This window comes from Niameybacter sp., from assembly GCF_036655075.1.
In the GTDB taxonomy this organism is placed as follows: domain Bacteria; phylum Bacillota; class Clostridia; order Lachnospirales; family Cellulosilyticaceae; genus Holtiella.
The window spans coordinates 1-22,911 of record NZ_JAVVQU010000031.1; the positions used below are offsets into that span (position 1 = coordinate 1).

A 22,911-nucleotide genomic window follows, 5' to 3' on the forward strand; every position below is an offset into this window, starting at 1 on the left:
GGTCTCCTCTAAAGTTAATATTATATCTGGCTTCTGTGCACCTATCTTTCATAGCGATATACTATAGTAATATTTGCTTTGACACCACTTTACAAGTAATTAATTTCTAAGTTCCATAAAATACAAATGACCAAGTTCTGTATTTCTGTAAATACTATGTTTACCACACATAACTCTACAGAAAAGGACTTGATCACATGCATAGTATAGTATTAACACTAAATCATTATTTAAAACACTAACCGAATATCTTGATATCTATAAGCCACTATTTTATAAACGTAGCTTCAATAAGTTTCTTATTTTTATCTGTTCAATCCTTGCAGTTCAAGAAATACGTTCTATTAAGTTCATCTATGAAAAGTTTATAAAGCATTACTTTGAAGGATGCCTTAATAGTTTTTACTATTTTAATCTTATTATAAATATTATTTATCCACATTTAAACAAGTTTTTACAAAAATCTTATAATCATTCTTAAAAAGTTATAGTTCATTTTACAAACTTTTTATAAAAAAATATTTTTATTAGCAGGGTAGTTTTAAGTCTAACATCTTCAGTTTATGCTCAAGATATTACTCCATATGCTCCACCTCATTCACACTCACGGAAACTTACTGGTGGAAATGTAATGGGGCCAAGCATTTCAAGCCATAAAGTTAGAGTATATCAGAATGGTATTGTAAAAGAAGTTACGTGTACTACAAATACATATATGTATACAGAAAGTTATGAATGTACAGGATGTGGCGAACTTGGCGGAGATGCTTGGACTGAGGAAAGACATAGTGTTTCTCACTCATAATATTTCTCGTAGTTAAATAAAAGGGTAGGATGTGCTACTTAAGTAGCACATCCTACCCTTTTATTTTTTTAATATTCCATCACTTAAATTGGGTAATAGCATTGTCAATATTTACACCAATCTAATTTCTTTCGGATCAGCTTCTACTCTCTTTCATCAAAACAAACTTCTTTTCATTTTCTCCTATTAGACATTTAAAATCACTCCTATGTATTTTTTAATAATGGGTATTAGGGTATCACCTAAAAATTTAAATCGTATTAAATTGACGGCTCCTGGTATTTCCCGCACACATCCTAATAAAAAACACCCTACATGTTGTCTTATGTTCCATAAGATAACATGTAGGGTGTTTTTTTGTACTTTTAGATTAGTTAGTCATGGTTGGCCTAGAAGGTTTATTTTTCACCTGGTGGTGTAGCGACTAACCATTGTTGGTATTTTTGTGTTTCTGGTAGAATGTGTGAGTCATACCACATATAGAAAAATCTTTCTGCATTCGTATATATGTACCCATCTTGACTGTGGTCAGATGTATCATAAGGGTCTGCCATAATAATTACATCATCCGCTATCGTTTCTGTGCCCATTGTATCGTATCCTATGATTGTTCTCCAATGTCCACCAAAATCTATATTTTCAACCATGATAGGTGTATCATTTTTTAGTTTCTCAATAACAAAGTCTCTGAAAATCTCAGGTGTCGCAAAGCTATATCCTGTCTCATCAGCTTTCGTTAAACTTGATTCTACCTGCCATCCAATACGCTCAAAAAAGTGTACCATACCTGAGGTAGATGTCCCATATTCGCCTCTCTCATCTGCTATGCCTGCCTCTTGCTTGTTTGAGAAATTACGATCTTTATGTGTTTGCATAATGTCTGCAACCTCTAACTCATCATATTGAGTTTCTCCAAAATGATATAAAGTCATAAGTCCCGCTACTGCCCCACATGTATACTCTGTGGTTTGCTGATAGGTCTTGAACTTTGGTAATAAGGTCAAAGTCTCTGTACTTTTCATATTATAAAAATCAAATACAGGGAAGTATGGCGATTGTACCACATTTCCTAATCCATCATAGGATGAAGCGCCTGATTCTAAATGGTTATAGCCTTCAGGAAACGGAATGAGATTCTCTTTAGTCACCTTTGCATAAGTAGTCATTCCCATTAAACATGTTACTCCAAGTAATACAACTGATAATTTCTTTTTCAATTCTTTGTCATCTCCAATACAATTATATTTTTGTTTAAAATTTTCACTCATTTAAGATATCATAAATGAGTTGAAATTTCAACAGTTTTTTTATTACACCTTTACTCACTGTTTAGTATAAGTGTGACTTATTTTAACCGTTTTATTGTTTTTCTTTGCTTAATAAACCTTCTTTTCCTTTTTCGATACCTTCTTTAATACCTTCTTTAACACCCTCATCATGCAACAGTTTTCCAAGCTCAGTCATTTTAATTACCACCTTTACATTTTCGAGTTCTGCTCCACTTAAAAACTTATGAGCAAATGTATAAAGCATTGCTTGAACATCTGCCTTCTTACTCATAGGATAATCTTTCGATAGTTTAATGGCTTTAATAATTTTAGCTTCTTTTGAAAGTTCTTCACCCATTAGAGGCGTAAAATAAGTTCTAATTGCTCTTTGTCCGTCAATTTCTTATTCTCTAGAAGTTTGTTTTCTATGTCATTTAACACCATTGTAGCATCTTTATCAGCTAAACAAATAGCTCTTACATGATACTCATTAAATCCATTTACATAGCCTACTAAAGGGTCTTTAATGTCCCCTGAATAAATGACATATGTATAAACCTGCTTTTGGGTTTGCTGATATAATAATACATCTTAGAGATTGAATCTTACTAAGTCTAATATTCCCTTATCCGTGCTTTGAAATTCAAAATAGGTATATAAGTGTTGGCTTCAATGTGGCTCCTAGGTAAATTTGAAACCAACATCACAACTACATATCTTTCATCCACTATGCTTCACCTACGATAGAAAGCTTACAAGTAAGTGGGCAAGACAAGTCCTTGGGTACACCTGTTTGAACACAGAAACTTGCAGTAACAAGTCAATGAGCCCTCTATTACCAACAGTTTGCTCGTTACAATATGCTGTAGCAAGGTAAACCCTTTGCCTACTCCTTAAAGCTTGATGTCACAAGAAGCTGGATGAAATCTAAATTTTCTCTGTGAGGCTTTGCCACAAACACAAAACTAGCTTAAGTCTGTCATTAAAATGAGGGGGAATCGATTTGGGCTAGTTTTTGTGCGTTTATTGAATAATTTCTACTTTTATCTTTTATAATTTGCTCTAAATACTTCAAAATTCTCTTTTATTCCATCATTGTGGATAAGTAAAGGGAGGTGAGGGCGCAATAATAACTCACAAACTTTGTAATGGTGCTGGTATGTACCTTAACAGCAGAGTATTATCCCTACGGCTTGCTCTCGAATTGTATTTGAATTGTCGCGGTCGAGTAGACAAGAGGATTACTCCCCTTCCCCCTCACAGAACCGGACTTGCGGATTTCCCGCATCCAGCTCTTCATGTCATCATTCGCATTTTATCTGCTATCCTTTAAAGTTTTGTTTTCACAATATGCCTTCTCTTTGTAAGTTTTGTGTTTCCCTCTTCAAGGCCTATGACACGTTACGTCCTTCCCTCCATGAACATTACTTCACTTCTTCGGTACTACTACGTAATCCGACTAATTAGTTATTTTCTGACTTCCTTATTTATTCGTTCATCATACTCATCTCTGGGTATAAGAATAACTAATTTCTCCCCAGTTGACTGACATATAACAATGATTAGCGTGCTACACCCTGCGGCCCCGAGTAAGTAATCATCTTCTCACCTTAACGATGATGATTATGCTGTCTACACTTAACTCTCTCTGTCGCCAGAGACAGCCCAAGACTCGCTAATGGCTATTGGTTAGACTTTGTCATGCAGATTTTCCATTATGCTATATATGTCGCCCTTATCTTGGCGTACTACCTGGTACCATTACAAAAGTGTTAACTTTTGTTTGCTACTGGATTTACACTGCTGAATATATTCTTTCCAGATTCCTAATTTACTGATATTCATGTGGTAACCCCCTTTTGAGATAGCATACCACTTATAGTCTCTTTACACACGACGCCCTTTTATGTGGCACTTACATTCCACTTCTCCATTTCCCCTACTCCAGCAAACCCTGCAATACTTTTTTATTGGTTCATCTACTCAATCCTAAAACATAGAAAAGACACGGTATCAGTTTCCTCAACTAATACCGTGTCTTTATCTTTTTCACTATTTTCTCCTATAAGTTCTCTCAGAACTTATAATTCCATGGAGGTGACGGGAATTGAACCCGTGTCCGAAAGTCCATACATTGTGGTCTCTACCATCATAGTCACTGTTTTAACATTCCCTCCATGAAACGCCCAGAGACAGGCTGTTCACTTCAGTAGCTTCATAAGTACGGCTAGGGGGCAAAGCTTAGCCCTAGACGTGGCCCGCTGAGTCGGAGTCTCGTTCTAGGCTGCGGGAGACCTAGAGGAGACTAAGCTGCTTAGGCAGCTAATGCAAAATTATTATCTGCGTTTAATTTAAATGCCAGCTTTTAACGTAGACTCCGGCGTTCTACGGATGGCTGCCCCGACATACGTGACCCCCGTCGAAACCAGTGCACCCCCTTATTATGATAAGGGCACTTCTCTGAGAATACACATACTGTAAGGCAAAATTTGTCTTAGATGTTCTTGACTTTGAATTCACGCTCCGTTTGACGACGCATGTCTTTCTTGGCAATATCGTCACGTTTGTCGTGAGTTTTCTTACCTTTTGCAAGACCAATTTCTACTTTGACTAAACTTCCTTTGATGTATACTTTAAGCGGTACGATTGTCATACCTTGTGTGGAAATCTCACCGACAAGTTTATTGATTTCCTTTTTATGAAGGAGGAGTTTGCGTGTACGAAGGGGTTCTTTGTTAAAGATGTTCCCTTTCTCATAAGGATTGATATGCATATTGTAGATGAAGGCTTCTCCATCTTTAATACGGATAAAACTTTCCTTAATTGAGCCACTGCCTTGGCGGATGGATTTGACTTCTGTTCCAACCAGTACAATGCCCGCTTCAAACGTTTCTTCAATGAAGTAATCGTGATAGGCTTTTTTGTTTTGTGCAACAAGTTTATAGGCATTTGGATTTTTCGCCATGACTGTTCTCCCTCTTTTAAAATGTAGTGCAACTTCTATTATAGCATAACCTTATTATTTTTCAAGTAGTCTTCTTGATTCTTCCAAAACAATAGGAATCCAAAAACCAACTGCCTACCTTCCCTCTTAGAGTTTGAGACAGTTGGCCTTATTTTATACCTATTGCAGCTTAACTTTTAAATTTTATTACAACGCTTCAACTTTTCTATCATTAATTTGATGGCTGTATAGCTCACCTCTTCTGGCAATGCCTCTTTAATCGGTTTTAAAAGGGTGATACCCACTTGCATAATAGCTGCTTCTATCAAAGGTTCTTGTTCTGGTGTCATAAATTGATATAAATCTATGTCCAATCCTTCTTCTACGCATTTCACCAAGTGATTTTCTACTGTAAATCGCGTAAGTCCTCGCTCCTTGGCAATGTCTTCTAGGGCATGCCCTTCTTGATACATCATATAAGTCGCTAGGTGACTATCTTTTTTCACCTCTTTTTTAAGAGTATCCCCTAGGGTACTACTACTTTTTTCTTTTTTTACTGGTTTGATAAGTTCTGGCTTTTCGATTTGGTGCTCACTTACATAATTTTGAATGATGATTTCAAAGGCTTTACCATATTTCTCGTATTTAGCTCCACCTATCCCACTGATTTGAAGCATTTCTTCTTGAGTAGTTGGATAGTATTGACTCATCTCATTTAAAGTGGCATCTGAAAAGACAATAAACGGTGGAATGTGATAGTCCTCTGCCAATTTACTACGCAGTTGCTTAAGTTGGCTCATCAGTTCCATATCTAAAGGAAGCCTCTCTGCATCTTGTGCTTGCGCTATATCTTCTATACGAAGGGCAATGCGCATATTGACAGGTTGTTGCCCTCGAAGGACTTCATAACTTAGTGGTGCCAACCTTAAAATAGGAAACTTGTCCCCATCTAAAGCAATGTACTTTTCTGCAATCAGGAAAGACATCATCTCCTTAATCACTTCTTTGCTATAATCTCGCATCAGTCCATAGGTAGATAAGGTTTGGAAGCCAAATTGACGAATCTTTTGGGTATTGCCTCCTTTTAATACATCTATAACCAAGACCATTCCAAAGCGCTCACCCATGCGTTTGATACAAGATAGGATTTTCTGAGCTTCTATAGTAATGTCTTGTTGGGCAATCTCACTGTTACAGTTCCCACAGTGGTCACATAAGACAGTTGGCTGCTCGCCAAAGTAGCGTAAAATAGCATTTCTTAAGCACCCTTCTGTGTTACAGTAGTCCACCATCTGATTGAGTTTTTCATATTCTAGAGATAAATCTACCCCAAGTCCCGCATTTTCAATAAGTAGCCTATTGGTCATAATGTCTGAAGAAGCATACAAGAGGGTACAAGTAGATTCCACACCATCTCGTCCTGCACGTCCTGCTTCTTGGTAGTAACTTTCCATATTCTTCGGCATGTTGTAGTGAAGGACATAGCGAATGTTGGACTTATCAATCCCCATCCCAAAGGCATTGGTCGCAATCATGACTTGTGCCTTGTCAAAGAGGAAGTCCTCTTGGTTTTGTCCACGCTCATGCTCACTCAGCCCTGCATGATAGCGCACCACGCGTATCCCCTTGCTTAAAAGCTTCTCATAAAGAGCATCCACGGACTTACGTGTGGAGCAGTAAATAATCCCACTTTCTTCTTGATGTTTTTTCAAATAGTTTAAGGTGGCATCTAGCTTATGCTTAGGTCTTTCCACTTCAAAGTATAAGTTGGGACGGTCAAACCCTGTAGTCAGGGTATAGGGATTTTGAAGGCGTAAAAGGCTTAACATATCTTCCCTAACTTTTGGTGTTGCTGTAGCCGTAAAGGCACCAATCACCGGACGCTTCGGCAGGCTTTCAATAAATCTTGAAACACCTCTGTAGCTTGGTCGAAAGTCATGTCCCCATTGGCTCACGCAGTGTGCCTCATCAATAATGACATAGTCTAGGGGCAACTGCTCACATAAGCTTACAAAATCATAGGACTCTAAACGCTCTGGTGCCACATAGATCAGCTTATAGCGTCCTGCCTTGGCGCCTTCCATAACCTCGTTATAGGCATATGTACTGAGCGTACTATTAATAAGGGCAGCCTCTATCCCCATCTCTCTTAAGGCATCCACTTGGTCTTTCATAAGGGAAATTAGTGGGGAAACAACAAGACTTACACCACTCCCACAAAGGGCAGGTACTTGGTAACAAATAGACTTCCCAGCCCCTGTTGGCATAATACCTAGTACATCTTGTCCACTTATAAGGGCTTCAATAATTTCCGCTTGCCCTACTCTAAAACTACTGTATCCAAAATACTCTTTTAATATCTCAATTGGTTTCATCACTTTTTATCCTTTACACTAATCTCTTCATAATCATTATCTCTATCATACTATAATTTTTTCTTCAGTAGCTAGACTCTTTACATCTTTTTGTCATTTTATACAACTTCTTATTTATTAGGCATTCTGCGCATAAAGTATGTCCATTGTTTAGACTTAATTTACACATTAGTGTATAGAAATTCATCTTTAAAACGACTATACTAATAGGATATGTCAAAATTTTATATAAGGGGGCTATACTTTCATGCAAACTAATAATTCTAGATCCGAAAAACTAGGTACAATGCCCGTTGGAAAGCTACTGGCTAGCATGTCAATTCCGGCTATTTTCTCCATGTTGGTACAATCACTGTACAACGTCGTAGACAGTATCTTTGTATCTCGTATCGGTGAAGACGCCTTAACTGCTGTTTCACTTGCCTTTCCACTACAAATGCTTATCATTGCATTCGCCCTTGGGGTTGGGGTTGGCGTTAACTCACTCATTGCGCGTAAACTCGGTGAAGGGGACAAGGATGCAGCTTCTAAGACCGCTAGCACAGGCTTTTTCGTAGCCATTATGAATGCCATTGTATTTATGCTCATTGGGATTTTTGCTACGCGCTTTTTCATGGGCATGTTCTCAAATGATGCCTCAATTGTAGATATGGGGACTTCTTACTTACAAATTGTACTCATCTTCTCCTTTGGAATTTTTATTGAGATCACTTGCTCAAGAACCCTTCAAGCTACAGGGAATATGATTATCCCTATGTTCTCTCAGCTCATTGGTGCAGTAACCAACATCATCCTTGACCCGATTATGATTTTTGGGTTATTTGGCTTCCCAGCTATGGGAATTAAAGGAGCCGCCATTGCCACAGTTATTGGGCAAATTTGTGCCATGACCTTTGTACTTGTTATGTTCCATATCAAATCTCATGAGGTACATTTACAAATTCGTGGGTTCAAACTTAAGAAGGAATATGTGATTGATATTTATAAAGTAGGTTTCCCAGTGATCATCATGAATGCCATTGGCTCTGTGACAACGACTATCTTAAACGGTATTTTGATGGGCTTCTCCTCAACTGCTGTTGCCATCTTTGGCATCTACTTCAAACTTCAATCTTTCGTCTTCATGCCAGTGTTTGGCCTGACACAAGGTGCTATGCCTATCTTAGGTTATAACTTCGGTGCCAACAACAAAAAACGTTTTATGCATACCTTAAAATTGACACTTTTAACTTCTTTCATCATTATGTCTATTGGGACAGCTATCTTCTGGTTACTTCCAGCTGAGTTACTTGCCCTCTTTGATGGAAGTCCTGAAATGATTCAAATGGGTATTTACGTTCTACGTATCCTTAGCCTTTGCTTCATTCCAGCAGCTATTGGGATTACCCTATCTACTATGTTCCAATCTATTGGACACGGTTTCAAATCCCTTGTTATGTCTCTTTTACGCCAGCTTGTACTCATCATTCCATGTGCATGGTTATTTGCGACTTTCATTGGTCTAGATGCTGTATGGTTCTGCTACCCTATTGCAGAGATAGTATGTGCAGTAATCTTTATGCCACTTGCTGTAGTTGTAGTCAAGAAAACTTTTGAAAATAGAACAACTGAAATACTTTAATAGACAAATACCCTTTTCCTTAAATTTTAGGAAAAGGGTATTTGCCATATTGTAGACGTTACAACTTTATTCTTACCTGTATTTTTGGCTTCATATAAGGCTTTATCTGCACAGGCAATACCTTGTGCAAAAGGCAATTGATCTGAATAGATGGTTTTTAGTCCTATGCTTATTGTCACCTTCACCTTTTCTCCCTCGTCTGTGCGAATAGGCAACCCCTCAACACATCTTCGAATTTTTTGGGCAAAAGCTTCTGCCTCCTTTTCATCCATCCCCGTTGCTACACCTAGGAATTCTTCCCCTCCATAACGTCCAACTACACCTTTACACCTTATAGATTGCTTAAGTATTTGTGCTACTTGAGCCAGTACTTTGTCTCCCATCTGATGCCCATAAGCATCATTAATCTTTTTGAAATCATCTATATCTACCATCATGAATGTACATGTTTGCATCTTTTGAGACTTTTCGTATAGAATTCGGCTTCTTCTAAGCAATTCTTTTCGGCTAAAAATTTGTGTTAAGTTATCATACTGAGCATCATATTCTGCTTTCTGATATAACCTTGCATTCTCTAGTGCAATGCCCATATAGCTCCCTATCATCTTCAAGGTAATACTATCTTTGGTTGTATATTGGCGAGGGCCTAAGTGCTCCATTTGGATTACACCTATTAGTTGGTCACTAAACACTATAGGTACACAAATCACCGATTGTAAAACCTCTCCTTTTTTGGAGCGTTCATATTGTGTACAATAGCTATCATACTCTTTGTCCATCTCATTAATCAGTACTTCTACCTTACTCTTAGTACAATAATGGATTAAGCTATCTGCAAGAATAGGCTCTCTCTTAGAATTTATGGCTTCTCCTTCTTCCATTCTTAGCCTATACTCAACTGTCTGGTTCATTTCATTTTGTAAGACTACTTGCAAACGTGTAAAAGGCATAAGCTCTTTTATTTCTTCTTCAACAACTTTTAAAATGGCTTCTTCACACAACTTAGATGTCAACTTTTGACCCATGTTGTATAAATGTTTGTTCTGATAATATAGTGTTTTATAGACCTCTACCTCTTTTGCCTCTTGCATGAGTTCAAGTGTTGCATCTAGCTGGATCGTTTTATTTGCAATGATTGTTTGGTCTATTTTTGCATACTGCTCAAAATATTGTGCAACTTTATTTATATTCCCTTGCTTTGCATGAGCCGTTCCTAATCTATAACATACTTCCTTCAGCATCTCACCTGCAACACTCTGTGCCTCTACTAAGTGCTCAAGCATAGTAATACCTTTTTCATAGTGCCCTATTTCTAAATACAAGCTCCCAAGTTTGAGTTCTAGATAGGTCTTATTCCTTAAATTGTTATAGGCATCTGCATAGATAATTCCTTGTTGGAAAGATTGTTCTGCAAGTTCGTACTTCTTCTCCACTTCATATAATTCACCTTCTAGTTGAAAAATACTATCTAGCATATGAGGTGCATATTCTTTTGCTAGGGCATAAGCTTTTGCGGCATATTTTTGTACTTGCTCCATGTTCCCAATAAAACACTCACACTCTGCACGATTAATATATAAAATAATTTCCCTATCTCTATTGTTAAAACAACCATAAAGTTCTACTTGTTCGAGTAGCTTAATAGCTTCTCCAAGTTCTCTTCGCTCCATATAAACTAAAGCCATATTCACCTTTGTTGTTGTCAACAATGATTCTTGCGTACACTTCTCCCCGAGCTCTAACGCAGTGATGCTCCACTTCAATGCTTCATCTAAGCGTCCCATTTGTGCATAGAAACCAATTAAAGTATTAGCAATACTTAACTGTCCTTCTATATTTTGTTGTTGTTCAAATAACGCATACCCCTTTTCATGTAACACAATGGCTTGCTTGCGCTTACCTTGTGCGTCCATGTTCCATGCTAAGCAATAAATAATCCAGGGATATGCCTGATCTAACTGAAATTTTGTTGCCACTTCTATCAATGCTTCTAGGAACACTCGTGCTTCCTCTATATTCATTTTTTGTATATCTTTAAGTAGATTTTTTGCATAGTCTTGATTTTCTCTTAACTTGTGGGGTACTTGCATCAAATCTTCTATTTTCATATCATTCTCCTATTTTTCTTATTCCAATAACAATACTCTACTTTTATATTATAATACAAATTCATTTAAAATATATAATTAGTCTCCAAAAAATTTAAATAAAAAATGTGTCTTTAGAAAAGACACATCCTCTTATTGTTTTGGTACGCTTCTTAAGCTCTCATAAGCATTTTGAATATTTACTAGCTCATCTTCTGTAAACTTCTTTGAAATATATCTTGCTTGTTCAATACGTTTAAGCGATTTCTCTACTTGCTCTTCAAATATTTCAATCTCTCTTATATCTCTACCTTTTGCTACATTTACTCTTCTGCGAGTACTTAATATATCTTTAACGATTTGTTCTTTATTCATTTGATAGAAGTCTCCTTATTTTGTCCATTTCCTGTTCTATCTTATAAAAAATCCTAGGTTTTGTAAACCCTAGACCACTACTTCTACAATTTATTGATTACTTTTTGTATATGTGTGATATACACTTGTCTTGTACTTAGATAACTTCCCAATCCTTTTTGAACCACTTTGACTTGCTTATCTAGGGCTTCTAATCCACTTTTGAAAGACGCTTCCTGGTCACCCATCACATCTTTTAAAATATGCATACCTGCAACTAACATAAAGGGTACGATGGTAACCGTATCATTTTTAAAAGGCATCTGATGCAAGTTACATCTATCTTCTAATGTAGTTACCATACAGTTTAGCATGGTTGCATCAAGCATCTCTTGTAAGTAGGCATAAGAAACATGTGCCTCATGGGTTGTACCATGACCTAATAGAAGAATGTCTGTATCTAGACCTTGATATGTTGCTTCTATTTCTTTCACAACGCTCTCGTAATCCTTTTGTGTACTCAAAAGGGCCTTCCCTACAGCCACTTTCATCTTGGTTCTCTGTGCCTTATCCACCTCTTGCTCTATCACTTTTTCTTCACTCGTGCCCTCTAACTTTTCCTTACACCTTATGTTAGATGCGAGAATTACTTCTTGTAATCTGTCAACTTGAGCTCCTTCATGATATTGGTTTCTGAGTGCTAAAAGCTTATCATACTCTATCCCTTCTATTAAAAAGAGTGGCTGAATAACGACTTTTGTATAGCCTTCTTGTTTAAGCTGTTCCATTGTCTCATCAGGTGACAAAATCTTTAAATTATACTCTGAAAGTAAACGCTTTCTTAAAAAACTTGATGAAAAACTTTCATGTACATCCCAATCTGGAAAAGCTTCTTGAATAGCCTGAATACAAGGATCTATGCTTTCCTTTTTTTGTTCTAAGTAACTCGTTCCAAAACTAACAACCAAAATAGCTTTTTTCATATGCCTTAAGCTCCTTTATGTCTAACATTGCAAGATGATTTAAGATTTTTTTCTTTTCTCCTTCGTCTGCTACTTTTTCTAGTACTTTGCTACGCAAACGCCCATGTATTTGTATAAGCTCCTCGTAAGAGGCATCATACTTTTCTTCTAACTCTTGCTTGATTCTAGCTGCAAGGGAAGGACTTGCACCACCTGTCGAAACTGCAATTACCAAATCCCCTCTTTTGAACGTAGAAGGCACGATGAAACTTGAAAGTTCCTTATTATCGACTACGTTGCAAAGCTTATTGGCACGTTTACAAAAAAGTCCAATGGCATAGTTAGTCTTCTGATCATTAGTAGCCGCCACTACTAAAAAACTATTGGCACAGTCACCTTCTTCGTAGTATTTGTAAATGAGATTCACATCATGTCCTAACGCCTTAAATTCTGGGATAAAACACGGTGCAATTACATGTACCTCACATTCCTCCTTACAAAAAGCCATAGCCTTACGATAAGCAATTTTACCCCCACCTACAATCGTTACCTTCTTGCCCTCTAAGTTCAAACATGCTGTGTACATCTTATTCCCTCTCCCTTTATTTAGCTTTATTTACCTATTTTTATTTTACCACACTCATTGCATACATTCTATCTTCCATGCCTTGTTTACTCCTTTATCACTCTATCCACAAGCAAAGGATATTGTATACAAGTAGTGTGCTCGTTTTCATCCAATTTCCTTATTAATTTGAAAATTATTTTGTTGTTTTAAAAACTATATTGTTGTATAACTATAAGAAACTATTCTTATTTAATAAGAAGCAAAATGAAGGAGATTTTAACATGAGTATTTCAGGTGAACGTGCTTTTTCCCTTTTACAAAAAATTGGTTTCATTCGTTGTAGTGGAACTGCTGAGGAATTACAAGCTGCCCATATTCTTTTAGATGAGCTTAAGTCTTTAGGTTTAGAATGCACCCTCGAGGCTTTCAAAGTTCATAACTACACCATCAAAAAAGCAACTTTAGAGGTATTAGAGCCTTATCAACAAACTTATGAAGTGACAGGTCTTGGGCTTTCAGGTAATACCCCTGCTGATGGTCTTGTAGCTGACTTCAAATACATCCAACAAGCAAGTGATATGGACTTATTAGACGCTAAAGGCAAAGTAGTCCTTTTAAATGGCGGCCTCACTGTAGAAGTCTATGAACGCCTCTTCAAAGCAGGTGTTGCAGGGATTATCGCTTACAGTGGTACCGTTATTGATGACCCAGCTCTTACTGACCTTCAAGTACGTGCGATCCGTGCAAAGCACTTAGAAGTTGGACAAATCCCAGGTGTTACCCTTCGTGCTAGTGATGCCTTTGACATGGTTAAAAACAAAGCAACTAAAGTACGTATGGTGCTTGAACAAGATGACTATGAAGTTGATTCTCACAACGTGTATGCAACCCTCCAAGGAACCGATTACCCTGAAGAAGAAATCGCCTTCATGGGACACTACGACAGTGTACCTTTTAGTACAGGTGTCTATGACAACGGTGCAGGCTCTGTGATCTTAATGGAACTTGTACGCCACTATTTAGCACATCCACCCAAACGCACCCTTCGCTTCATGTGGTTTGGTTCAGAAGAAAAAGGTTTACTTGGTAGCAAAGCTTATGTGGCAACTGCCGAAGAAGATGCGCTCAAAGCTATTAAACTTGGCATTAACGTAGATGTAGCAGGCCCTATTATGGGTGAAGACCGTGCTATTGTCACAGCAGACAACAGCTTATGTACCTATATTGAGTACCTTGCAAAAGAAGTAGGCTTCTCTATTGCTGTAAAACAAGATACTTATTCTAGTGACTCTATTCCCTTTGCAAACAAGGGCATTCCTTGCGTCAACTTCTGCCGTTTTGGCTCACCAGGTTGTGCTATGATTCACTCACGCTACGACATCTTAGACTACTTATCTGGAGAATCTCTAGAAAACACAGCACGCTTTGTACAAACATTTAGTGACCGTGTTATCAATGCACCACTCTTCCCAGTAGAACAAAAGATGCCAGCCAATATGGTAGAAGCTGTAGATAAATACCTTCAAAAGAAAAAATCTGACACAAAATAATTGACCTAAAAAAAAGCAGAAAGTCTTACTCGACCTCTGCTTTTTCTTTTATTCTCTAATATTTTCCACCCTCAAACTCATATAAATAGCGTCTAAAAAACTCTATTATGAATTTTTTATCTGGTATAACTTCTTTTATTACCCTTTCACTGGTGGCATAGGCCATTTCAAAATCTGCTTGTGTAATAATTCCCTGGTCTCGTGCTCCTTCCAATTCATCTTCATCTAATATACGCAACTTAAAGTCACTGGTCATCACCACATCTAAATAAAGATCATCAAAATAAGGAATCCCTACTTCGTTTATGCCAGTAGACTTAATCATATCAAAGTACCATTCTACGAAGTTTCCCTCTTGGTCAAACACCACATTGGCACACCATTTTTCATGATCTGGTAAGAAAATCAACCCTTTGTATCCATCATCACAAAGACATACATTTTTTCTATCTTCGTAATCTACTACTAACTTTTGCTTTACTGTATCAATCTGAATAAAAGAAATATACCCCTCAAATACATCTTCTATATGTTTAAATTCATAAGTATAACGGTCTAGCCATGTCCAATTGCGTCCATCTAAAAATTTTCTTTTCATCTTCTACTCCTAGTCATTAAAATTATATTTTCTTCTAAATTCTATTGGAGAACAGCCTTCATAAGTTTTAAACTTAAGGCAAAAGTAACTGGTATCATGATATCCCACTAACTCTCCTATTTCTTTCACTTTCATCTGCTCTCTTGTAACCAAATACTCTTTAGCTTTTTGGATACGCATTTGGTTGAGATAGTCAAATGGCTTACTCCCATAGATATCTTTAAATAGTCTACACAAATAATATTTGGTCACCCCAATTTGTTCTGCTAGTTGCTCTAGTGTAATATCGTCCCTATAATGCTGTTCCATATAATCAATAACAGGACTGAGCCTATCATAGGTTTTACTTTTCCCTTCATTTTGATACTGCAACCTATGCTGTTGCATGTAGACTATAAGCTCATACAATTGTAGTGAAGCCTTCAACATACTTTCTCGTCTATAGGATGCTGTATTTAACGTATAAAACAACTCTTTATACCGCTGCTTGACCTCCCCTTCTCTTTCTAAGTTAAGTATAAGACTAGACCCTACTTCTAAATAGTTCATCAAGCTTTCTACTTGGTCTCCATTAAAAGTAATCCATGTAGTCTTCCATCGTTGGGTTAAGCTTTCATAGGTATGAGGCACATTTTTCTTGAAGAAAAAAGCCATCCCTTTTGAAATGGTATAGCTTTGCCCTTCTACAGTAAAGATCCCCTCTCCCTCTAAACAATAAGACCATTGATAATCTTCATATCCTTCGTCTCTTGTCACACCATTTTCTTCATAGTCCATCCCTATACCTGTTATATAGAAGGGGAGCTTCTCCATATCTTTTGTTACAATCGAAAACATAACTTGTGCTGCCATTCTCTTCCCCCGTTCAATATTTTTATATTTTTTGCAATATCCTTAGATTTACTTATATTTTATCTCTACTTATAATTTTATTATATATTAATATTTTTTCATATACATAACTATTATTTTCTATATAAAGGAGTTCACTATGCATTCTCAAACACCACTTCAGCCTGAATGGCAAAATCCAACACTGCTTCAAATTAACCGTGAGCCTGCTCGTGCTTACTACATTCCTTTCGGAACATGTGAGGACGCTTTAGCTCATCACAAAGGCACTTCCCCTTACTACAAACTTTTAAATGGTACTTGGAAGTTTAGCTACTACGATACTTATATTGATGCACCTAATAATTTCCATGACGTAGACTACTGTAGTGAAGATTGGGCATCTATTCCTGTACCTTCTAACTGGCAACTTCACGGATATGACAAACCTCACTATACTAATGTCAACTATCCTTTCCCTGTAAATCCTCCTTATGTTCCAAACGAAAATCCTGCTGGTCTCTACATTAAGGAATTTACACTTCCTACGAAATGGGATGGACAAGATGTGTTCATTAATTTTGAAGGGGTTAATGCTTGCTTCTACATTTGGCTTAATGGTACTTTTATAGGCTATAGCCAAGGGACACATTTACCATCTGAATTCAACCTAACCGATTCCCTGGTAAAAGGTACTAATAAACTTGCTATCAAAGTCCTTAAATGGTGCGATGGTAGCTACTTAGAAGACCAAGACTTCTATCGTCTTTCTGGAATTTTTAGAGATGTCTATCTCTTAGCCCGTTCACCACTTCATGTACGTGATTTCTTTGTCAAACCTACATTAGATGCAACTTACACAAATGGAACTTTAGATGTAAGTGTGGCATTTAGTGCGCCTTTTGAAGGAAGTTTTACAGCTTCTTTATTTGACGCAGACCACCATCTTGTAGCAACTACTACTTGTAGCCAAACACAATTTACATTTGATCTTCCTAATGTTAACAAATGGACTGCTGAGACACCTTATCTGTATACTTTAGTTCTTGAACACAAGGGGGAATACATTCCTACTCAAGTTGGCTTTAGAACACTTGAAGTGGCTCCAAATGGTGCCTTCTTAGTTAATGGCGTAGCTGTTAAGCTTAAAGGGGTTAACCGACATGACTCTCATCCAGATCTTGGTCATTATACACCTATGCAACATATGATAGACGATTTACTCATTATGAAGCGTCACAACATCAACACAGTTAGAACGTCTCACTATCCAAATGCACCAGAATTTTTAAGACTTTGTAACCAATATGGATTATATGTAGTAGATGAATCAGACCTGGAAACACATGGTACGCAAGCCGCTATCAACTGCAACATCTTAAGCAATGACCCTGTATGGAAAGATGCTTATCTAGAGCGTGTAATACGTATGGTAGAACGCGACAAAAATCACCCTTGTATCATTATGTGGTCACTAGGCAACGAATCCTTCTTTGGTACCAACCATATAGCTATGTCTGAATGGACTAAAAATCGTGATACGAGTCGCCTTGTACATTATGAAGGGACTGTTCACTTTAGAGGCCAGACAGCAATAGGTTGTGAAGAAGAAAAAGTTCATCCTTGTGTAGATATTGTAAGTTATATGTATGCTTCTCAAGAAGATCTCATTGCAGAAAGTGAAGTAACCAACGACAGCAGACCTTATTTTCTCTGTGAATATAGTCATGCTATGGGTGTAGGCCCTGGTGACTTAAAATCTTACTGGGATTTATTCTATCAACATCCTCGCCTTATCGGAGGCTGTGTATGGGAATGGTGTGACCACTCTGTACGTCAAAACGATGGCAACCAAGACTTCTTCGTCTATGGCGGCTACTTTGAGGAATTCCCTCACGATGGTAACTTCTGCGTAGACGGATTAGTAAGTCCAGACCGCAAGCCTCATACAGGACTTAAAGACTATAAATATATTATTCAACCTGTACATCTAGAAGGTAGCGACTTAGCCCACGGACTTATTACCCTTATCAACCGTTATGACTTCTTAGACCTTAGTACACTCCAACTTGAGTGGACCATTACTAAAGATGGCGTGATCTATGAAACAGGCATTGTAAGCGACCTATGCATCGCTCCACATGCAAGTCATACTTTACAACTTGGCTATACACTGCCTACTAAGGTAGATGGGGACTTCTTCCTTAACTTAAGCTTCGTACAAAAAGCTGCAACACCATGGGCAGAGCGTGGCTATGAAGTTGCCTTTAGCCAACTTGAGCTTGCAACTGCCTCTTACCTTGAAGTAGCTGTGACTGATTCTCTTCAAGTAGAAGAAGATGCACGCTACATCACCTTCACTGGAGATGCATTCAATTACCGCTTCAATAAGTTCTGTGGTAGCTTTGAAAGTCTTCAAACAAATGGGGTTGAACTTCTAGCAAATTGTCCAGAACCTTCTATCTGGCGTGCACCTACAGACAATGATCGTAACATTCAACATGGTTGGTACCATCAAATGATGCACTGTGCAACACCTCATGTGTATCAAGTTGCACTCGTTGAATCCACTCCTGAGTATGCGGCACTTCAAGTAGCCTACGCTCTTGGTGGCCCCTCTGTACGTCCACTTCTTGAAGGTACGACAACTTATAAAGTTTGGGCAACAGGTGAAATCCAAGTGGCTATGCATGCAGATGTACGTGAGAACTTCGAAGTTCTTCCTCGCTTTGGACTAGAACTCCATATGCCTGCAGGTAACGAGCATGTTTCCTACTTCGGTATGGGCCCTGGTGAAAACTATGTAGACCTTTGCCATAGTGCCTACATGGGACGCTTTGATACAACAGTAAGTGCCCTTTATGAGCCTTACATTAAGCCACAAGAATGTGGTAACCATACAAAAGTACGTTGGGCAACTATTGCTAGCAATACAGGTGTTGGTTTAATGATTAAAGGGGATGACAGCTTCAACTTCAGTGCACTACACTACACGTCACAAGATTTCACCACTACTGCTATGAGACATCAGCTTAAACCTAGAAAAGAGACAATCCTTCATATTGACTATCGCCAAACAGGTATTGGTTCTAACAGCTGTGGTCCTAAGCTTGCCCAAGTTCATGCTTTTAGTGAAAAAGAAATCAACTTCAACTTCTCTATTATGCCGATTTGGTTAGAAAACATTCCTGCTCAAGTGGCATACCGTATACGTCCAACGGTATAAACTGTATCCTATGGATATGATTAAAAAGAGGCCCAATGTTTTGGGCCTCTTTTTGTGTCTATCTATTTATTATATTATATTATTTTACCTTTAGCCAATTCCACCGTATGCTACACCTAATACAATAACAATAAGGGTTACACCAACAAAAATGTATTTACCAAATGGAATAAAAGCTTTTGGAACAGGTCTTTTTGCACCTTCATTAATGGCTACTAATACTTCTTTTGGATCTAATAAGTAGAAGAACACACCTGTCACAATTAAGGCTGCTACTGGTGATATAACAATAGTCACAAGGTCTGCAAACTGTCCAAAGTATGCACCATTAGTCGCAAGTGGGAGTGCTAATACAAAGCTGATCGCTCCAATCACACTACAAGCTTGTATACGTGTTCTCTTAGTCCATGTCATAAAGGCTTCCATACTTCCTTCTAACATGTTCACAGAAGAAGAAATCGCTGCAAAAATAATACTTAAAAAGAATAAAGTACTTAGTATATTTCCATATGGCATTGCTTGGAATACTTGTGGTAAGGTAATAAAAAGTAGTGAAGGCCCTGCTGCTGGGTCTAATCCAAAGGCAAATACCGCAGGCATAATCATAAAGGATGCTAAGAGTGCTGCAACTGTATCAAACAAGGCAGTACTTAATGCTGCACTTGGGATGTCAAACTTCTTACTAATGTAACTCCCGTATACGACCATCCCACATCCATTAAGGGATACTGTAAAGAATGCTTGTCCAAGAGCCATGACCCATGTCTCCGCATTGAATAAGTGTGACCACTCTGGTGTAAGTAGGTATTTAACCCCTTCCATTGCACCTGGAAGTGTAATCCCACGGATAGTAAGTAAGATGAAAAGCCCAAATAAGATTGGCATAATCCATTTATTTAATTTCTCAATCCCTTTTGTAACACCTAATGAAACAATTACAACTGTTATCAATATAGCTAAGAAGAAGTAAGGCACGCTACTTGTAGTGCCTGAAAAACTATCAAAGAATGTAGTTGGGTCAATGATCATAAGCTCCCCTGACACACTCATCATAAAGTATTTTAAAATCCACCCAATAACAACACTGTAAAACATTAAAACACCCATCAGCCCAATAGGTGGTATAAGACCCACGACCTTGCCACCCTTTAAGCCACGTCTTTTAAAAATCTCTGTAATGCCTGTGTACGACCCACCTTTAAAATGACGTCCAAAGGCAAACTCAATGATAAGTCCCGCTGATCCTAGTACAAACACAAAAATAAAGTATGGAATTAAGAATACTGGACCTCCATAAGCCCCTAATCTGTAAGAAAACATCCAAATGTTTCCTAGTCCTAACGCTGCACCTACACAAGATATAACAAATCCAAATTTGTTTGAAAAACTTTCTCTCTCTTTCATATTATCCTCCCTGTTGTTTCGTTATTTTTATTTTGAAATATAAAAAAGCAGACCACATAGTGAACATCTATGTGACCTGCCTCTCATTTCTATAACGAAACGGCCACATAGACTGTCTATGTGGCCTGCTTTAATCTCATGCAAACTAAGCCATCATAGATACAACGCTTGTTGGAAGCTTGTACCTATGATGAAATCTCTCATATCATAAATACAAACTTATCTATAATAGCCATAATAAAAGTTATTAAGTTTTACTGGGTTAAATTTAGTAGTTAAGTTCATCTTTATTCTCCTATAAATAATATTATTTTAAATTGTACTGTATGTTTTAGATAATGTCAACTATTAATTCTAAACCTTACTATTACGTCATTTTTCTTACTTACATTTTTGTCACCTTTTTGTTATTTTAAGCTATGTCTCTTTATACTCAAAACCTTTATACTAAGGTCATACAAAAAAAAGATTATAAGGAGCTTACACATGAAAACACTCAATGCTTTTCAGATTAAATTATTCATGATTTTCATCATGTTTTTAGACCATCTTCACTTTATTCCTGGTCTTATTCCACCTCAACTTAACATAGTCATTCACTTAGCAAGTCGCTGTGTATCTGTATGGTTTGCCTACATCGCTGTAGACGCTTTAAGATATACAAGAAACCGTTGGAAATATAACTGGCGTATCCTAGGCTGGGCAATCTTTATGGCTATTGGCAACATGATTCTGGGCAGTATTTTTGCAGCAAGACATATCTATATTTCAAACAATATTTTTCTAACTTTAGCTCTTGGTGTCTTTTGTCTTAATATACTAGACTACTTTAAGACACGTACTTCACTTCCAAAACTGGTTCCTTATTTACTTGTAGGACTTCTAACCTTTTTAGGCATGTACCTCACAGAAGGTGGGATGGTAGTTATTCCATTTATGCTCATTACATCTGCTTGGTGTGATAAGCCTAAGACAAGAAATATCCTTTACTGGCTTTTTGCTGCTGTGTTGTTACTGATGTCTTATGCACCTTATGACACACTCTCTAGAACCATTGAAATGCTCCTATACAACTGTGATTGGTTCTTCATCTCGGTTTTACCTTTTATTGCACTCTACAGCGGAGAAAGAGGGCCAAATACACCTTTTACAAAATACTTCTTTTACATTTTCTATCCTGCCCATATTTGGTTGTTAGCTACTCTAGGCTTCTTACTAAGCTAACATTTGCTAAAATCAAAGGGCTATCACCCTATTTCTCACCTAATAACTTTCTAAGCACGTTAGGAACGTTCACCCTTTCAAACTTGAATAAAACATTCCTAATATGTAATAAGAGCGCCCCCTTGGGCGCTTTTTTACTTGTGTTTAAAAAATACTCAAATCTAGCCGATCAGCAAGGTAGGCTAGCATCTCAACACCGCCTACAGAATTGCCTTTCTCATCGAGCGCTGGACCATATACGCCTATGCCCAACTTATTAGGAACTGCAGCAAGGATACCACCACCCACTCCTGATTTAGCAGGTATACCTACTCTTACAGCAAATTCTCCTGAGGCATCATACAACCCACAAGTTGTCATAATGGCCATGACCATCCTACATATGGTCTTAGGAATTAATTGTCTATGGGTCTTAGGGCATAATCCATTGTTACTATAAATTGCTCCGATCCTTGCAAGGTCTTGGCAGGTCATCTCTATAGAGCATTGTTTAAAGTAAACCTCAATTAAACTTTCTACATCTCCTTCAATAACACCACTACTTTTCATAAAGTAGGCCAAAGAGCGGTTTCTATCACCTGTTTTGATCTCTGATTCATACACTTCTTGATTGATATCCACCTCAGGATTATCAGACAACAGTTTTGCAAATTCTAGGATCCGCAAGATTTGTTCTGTTCCATTCTTTCCATGTATTAAGGATGTGGTCGCAATAGCTCCCGCATTAATCATAGGATTAAGAGGTTTTTGAAGATGCTTAAGCTCCAATCTCACAATAGAGTTGAAAGGGTCTCCCGTAGCTTCTACGCCTACTTTCTTAAAAACTTTTTCACAGCCCTTATCCATTAAAGCTAAAGTTAAAACAATCACTTTAGAAATACTTTGAATGGTAAATTTCTTATCATAGGCACCTACACCATATCCTTTGCCATCTAATGTTTTGATGTAAATCCCTAAATCAGATTGAGATGATTTGTGTAATTCTGGTATATAGCTTGCAACCTTTCCTATAGGTGTATATTGTTTCCCGTATTCAAGTGCTTGCTGCAATATTTTTTCCATAGTTCCTCCTGCATGCATATCCTAAAAATAGT

Annotated in this window: 17 protein-coding genes and 1 other RNA gene; 5 read left to right on the forward strand and 13 right to left on the reverse strand. The window is 37.5% G+C overall.

The window, feature by feature from the left end:
• The first annotated feature begins 631 nt into the window (after positions 1-631).
• Entirely contained in the window at positions 632-805 is a 174-nt protein-coding gene (locus RRY75_RS09515) for a hypothetical protein (protein WP_332494135.1), read from the forward strand.
• Between the two features lie 398 nt (positions 806-1,203).
• Here the strand turns inward: RRY75_RS09515 and RRY75_RS09520 are convergent, their stop codons facing one another.
• From RRY75_RS09520 to recQ, 5 genes are all read right to left on the reverse strand, one after another.
• A complete protein-coding gene (locus RRY75_RS09520; RefSeq protein ID WP_332528375.1) occupies positions 1,204-2,022 on the reverse strand; it encodes a C39 family peptidase in 819 nt (272 codons plus the stop codon).
• A gap of 142 nt (positions 2,023-2,164) precedes the next feature.
• On the reverse strand, positions 2,165-2,431 hold the full coding sequence (locus RRY75_RS09525) for a hypothetical protein (RefSeq protein WP_332493309.1): 267 nt from the start codon (positions 2,429-2,431) through the stop codon (positions 2,165-2,167).
• A gap of 1,731 nt (positions 2,432-4,162) precedes the next feature.
• Positions 4,163-4,511, reverse strand: a transfer-messenger RNA (tmRNA) gene (gene ssrA / locus RRY75_RS09530).
• 56 nt (positions 4,512-4,567) lie between these two features.
• Positions 4,568-5,038, reverse strand: coding sequence for an SsrA-binding protein SmpB (gene smpB / locus RRY75_RS09535; RefSeq protein ID WP_332493308.1), 471 nt, complete (start codon positions 5,036-5,038; stop codon positions 4,568-4,570).
• Between the two features lie 176 nt (positions 5,039-5,214).
• Entirely contained in the window at positions 5,215-7,392 is a 2,178-nt protein-coding gene (recQ, locus tag RRY75_RS09540; RefSeq protein WP_332716509.1) for a DNA helicase RecQ, read from the reverse strand.
• A gap of 247 nt (positions 7,393-7,639) precedes the next feature.
• On the opposite strand from recQ, the gene RRY75_RS09545 reads away from it, so the two are divergent.
• Entirely contained in the window at positions 7,640-9,013 is a 1,374-nt protein-coding gene (locus tag RRY75_RS09545) for an MATE family efflux transporter (RefSeq protein WP_332493306.1), read from the forward strand.
• A 26-nt stretch (positions 9,014-9,039) separates the two neighbouring features.
• On the opposite strand, the gene RRY75_RS09550 is transcribed toward RRY75_RS09545, so the two are convergent.
• From RRY75_RS09550 to RRY75_RS09565, 4 genes are all read right to left on the reverse strand, one after another.
• Positions 9,040-11,121: a sensor domain-containing diguanylate cyclase gene (locus RRY75_RS09550; protein WP_332493305.1), complete on the reverse strand. Its 2,082-nt coding sequence runs from the start codon at positions 11,119-11,121 to the stop codon at positions 9,040-9,042.
• A gap of 132 nt (positions 11,122-11,253) precedes the next feature.
• The gene (locus RRY75_RS09555) at positions 11,254-11,475 is read right to left on the reverse strand and encodes a hypothetical protein (protein ID WP_332493304.1); all 222 of its coding nucleotides are present in this window, start codon (positions 11,473-11,475) and stop codon (positions 11,254-11,256) included.
• Positions 11,476-11,558: 83 nt separating this feature from the next.
• Positions 11,559-12,437 (reverse strand): sirohydrochlorin cobaltochelatase, encoded by an 879-nt coding sequence (locus RRY75_RS09560; RefSeq protein WP_332527588.1) that lies wholly within the window; start codon positions 12,435-12,437, stop codon positions 11,559-11,561.
• Positions 12,412-13,002 carry a precorrin-2 dehydrogenase/sirohydrochlorin ferrochelatase family protein gene (locus RRY75_RS09565; protein ID WP_332493302.1) on the reverse strand — a complete coding sequence of 197 codons (591 nt, stop codon included), beginning with the start codon at positions 13,000-13,002 and terminating at the stop codon, positions 12,412-12,414. The genes RRY75_RS09560 and RRY75_RS09565 overlap by 26 nt, the downstream gene beginning before the upstream one ends.
• A 263-nt stretch (positions 13,003-13,265) precedes the next feature.
• Between RRY75_RS09565 and RRY75_RS09570 the strand changes: the two genes are divergently transcribed.
• Complete coding sequence (locus tag RRY75_RS09570) at positions 13,266-14,534, forward strand: M28 family metallopeptidase (RefSeq protein WP_332493301.1); 1,269 nt, start codon at positions 13,266-13,268, stop codon at positions 14,532-14,534.
• A gap of 55 nt (positions 14,535-14,589) precedes the next feature.
• Here RRY75_RS09570 and RRY75_RS09575 read toward each other — a convergent pair whose 3' ends face one another.
• Positions 14,590-15,132: a DUF402 domain-containing protein gene (locus tag RRY75_RS09575; protein WP_332527589.1), complete on the reverse strand. Its 543-nt coding sequence runs from the start codon at positions 15,130-15,132 to the stop codon at positions 14,590-14,592.
• 9 nt (positions 15,133-15,141) lie between these two features.
• Positions 15,142-15,984 carry an AraC family transcriptional regulator gene (locus RRY75_RS09580; RefSeq protein WP_332527590.1) on the reverse strand — a complete coding sequence of 281 codons (843 nt, stop codon included), beginning with the start codon at positions 15,982-15,984 and terminating at the stop codon, positions 15,142-15,144.
• Between the two features lie 139 nt (positions 15,985-16,123).
• On the opposite strand from RRY75_RS09580, the gene RRY75_RS09585 reads away from it, so the two are divergent.
• Positions 16,124-19,189 (forward strand): glycoside hydrolase family 2 TIM barrel-domain containing protein, encoded by a 3,066-nt coding sequence (locus RRY75_RS09585; RefSeq protein ID WP_332528206.1) that lies wholly within the window; start codon positions 16,124-16,126, stop codon positions 19,187-19,189.
• A 90-nt stretch (positions 19,190-19,279) separates the two neighbouring features.
• Here the strand turns inward: RRY75_RS09585 and RRY75_RS09590 are convergent, their stop codons facing one another.
• Positions 19,280-20,593 carry a sodium-dependent transporter gene (locus RRY75_RS09590; RefSeq protein ID WP_332493297.1) on the reverse strand — a complete coding sequence of 438 codons (1,314 nt, stop codon included), beginning with the start codon at positions 20,591-20,593 and terminating at the stop codon, positions 19,280-19,282.
• Positions 20,594-21,079: 486 nt separating this feature from the next.
• Here RRY75_RS09590 and RRY75_RS09595 point away from each other — a divergent pair, with 486 nt between their 5' ends.
• On the forward strand, positions 21,080-21,817 hold the full coding sequence (locus RRY75_RS09595; protein WP_332493296.1) for a TraX family protein: 738 nt from the start codon (positions 21,080-21,082) through the stop codon (positions 21,815-21,817).
• Between the two features lie 144 nt (positions 21,818-21,961).
• Here RRY75_RS09595 and glsA read toward each other — a convergent pair whose 3' ends face one another.
• On the reverse strand, positions 21,962-22,879 hold the full coding sequence (glsA, locus tag RRY75_RS09600) for a glutaminase A (protein ID WP_332493295.1): 918 nt from the start codon (positions 22,877-22,879) through the stop codon (positions 21,962-21,964).
• Between the last annotated feature and the right edge of the window lie 32 nt (positions 22,880-22,911).

Bases quoted from the DNA above. Each gene is read 5' to 3' on its own strand.
- RRY75_RS09515 (WP_332494135.1), top strand. From the start codon at position 632: ATGGGGCCAAGCATTTCAAGCCATAAAGTTAGAGTATATCAGAATGGT.
- RRY75_RS09525 (WP_332493309.1), bottom strand. From the start codon at position 2,431: ATGGGTGAAGAACTTTCAAAAGAAGCTAAAATTATTAAAGCCATTAAA.
- smpB (WP_332493308.1), bottom strand. From the start codon at position 5,038: ATGGCGAAAAATCCAAATGCCTATAAACTTGTTGCACAAAACAAAAAA.
- recQ (WP_332716509.1), bottom strand. From the start codon at position 7,392: ATGAAACCAATTGAGATATTAAAAGAGTATTTTGGATACAGTAGTTTT.
- RRY75_RS09545 (WP_332493306.1), top strand. From the start codon at position 7,640: ATGCAAACTAATAATTCTAGATCCGAAAAACTAGGTACAATGCCCGTT.
- RRY75_RS09550 (WP_332493305.1), bottom strand. From the start codon at position 11,121: ATGAAAATAGAAGATTTGATGCAAGTACCCCACAAGTTAAGAGAAAAT.
- RRY75_RS09555 (WP_332493304.1), bottom strand. From the start codon at position 11,475: ATGAATAAAGAACAAATCGTTAAAGATATATTAAGTACTCGCAGAAGA.
- RRY75_RS09560 (WP_332527588.1), bottom strand. From the start codon at position 12,437: ATGAAAAAAGCTATTTTGGTTGTTAGTTTTGGAACGAGTTACTTAGAA.
- RRY75_RS09565 (WP_332493302.1), bottom strand. From the start codon at position 13,002: ATGTACACAGCATGTTTGAACTTAGAGGGCAAGAAGGTAACGATTGTA.
- RRY75_RS09570 (WP_332493301.1), top strand. From the start codon at position 13,266: ATGAGTATTTCAGGTGAACGTGCTTTTTCCCTTTTACAAAAAATTGGT.
- RRY75_RS09575 (WP_332527589.1), bottom strand. From the start codon at position 15,132: ATGAAAAGAAAATTTTTAGATGGACGCAATTGGACATGGCTAGACCGT.
- RRY75_RS09580 (WP_332527590.1), bottom strand. From the start codon at position 15,984: ATGGCAGCACAAGTTATGTTTTCGATTGTAACAAAAGATATGGAGAAG.
- RRY75_RS09585 (WP_332528206.1), top strand. From the start codon at position 16,124: ATGCATTCTCAAACACCACTTCAGCCTGAATGGCAAAATCCAACACTG.
- RRY75_RS09590 (WP_332493297.1), bottom strand. From the start codon at position 20,593: ATGAAAGAGAGAGAAAGTTTTTCAAACAAATTTGGATTTGTTATATCT.
- RRY75_RS09595 (WP_332493296.1), top strand. From the start codon at position 21,080: ATGAAAACACTCAATGCTTTTCAGATTAAATTATTCATGATTTTCATC.
- glsA (WP_332493295.1), bottom strand. From the start codon at position 22,879: ATGGAAAAAATATTGCAGCAAGCACTTGAATACGGGAAACAATATACA.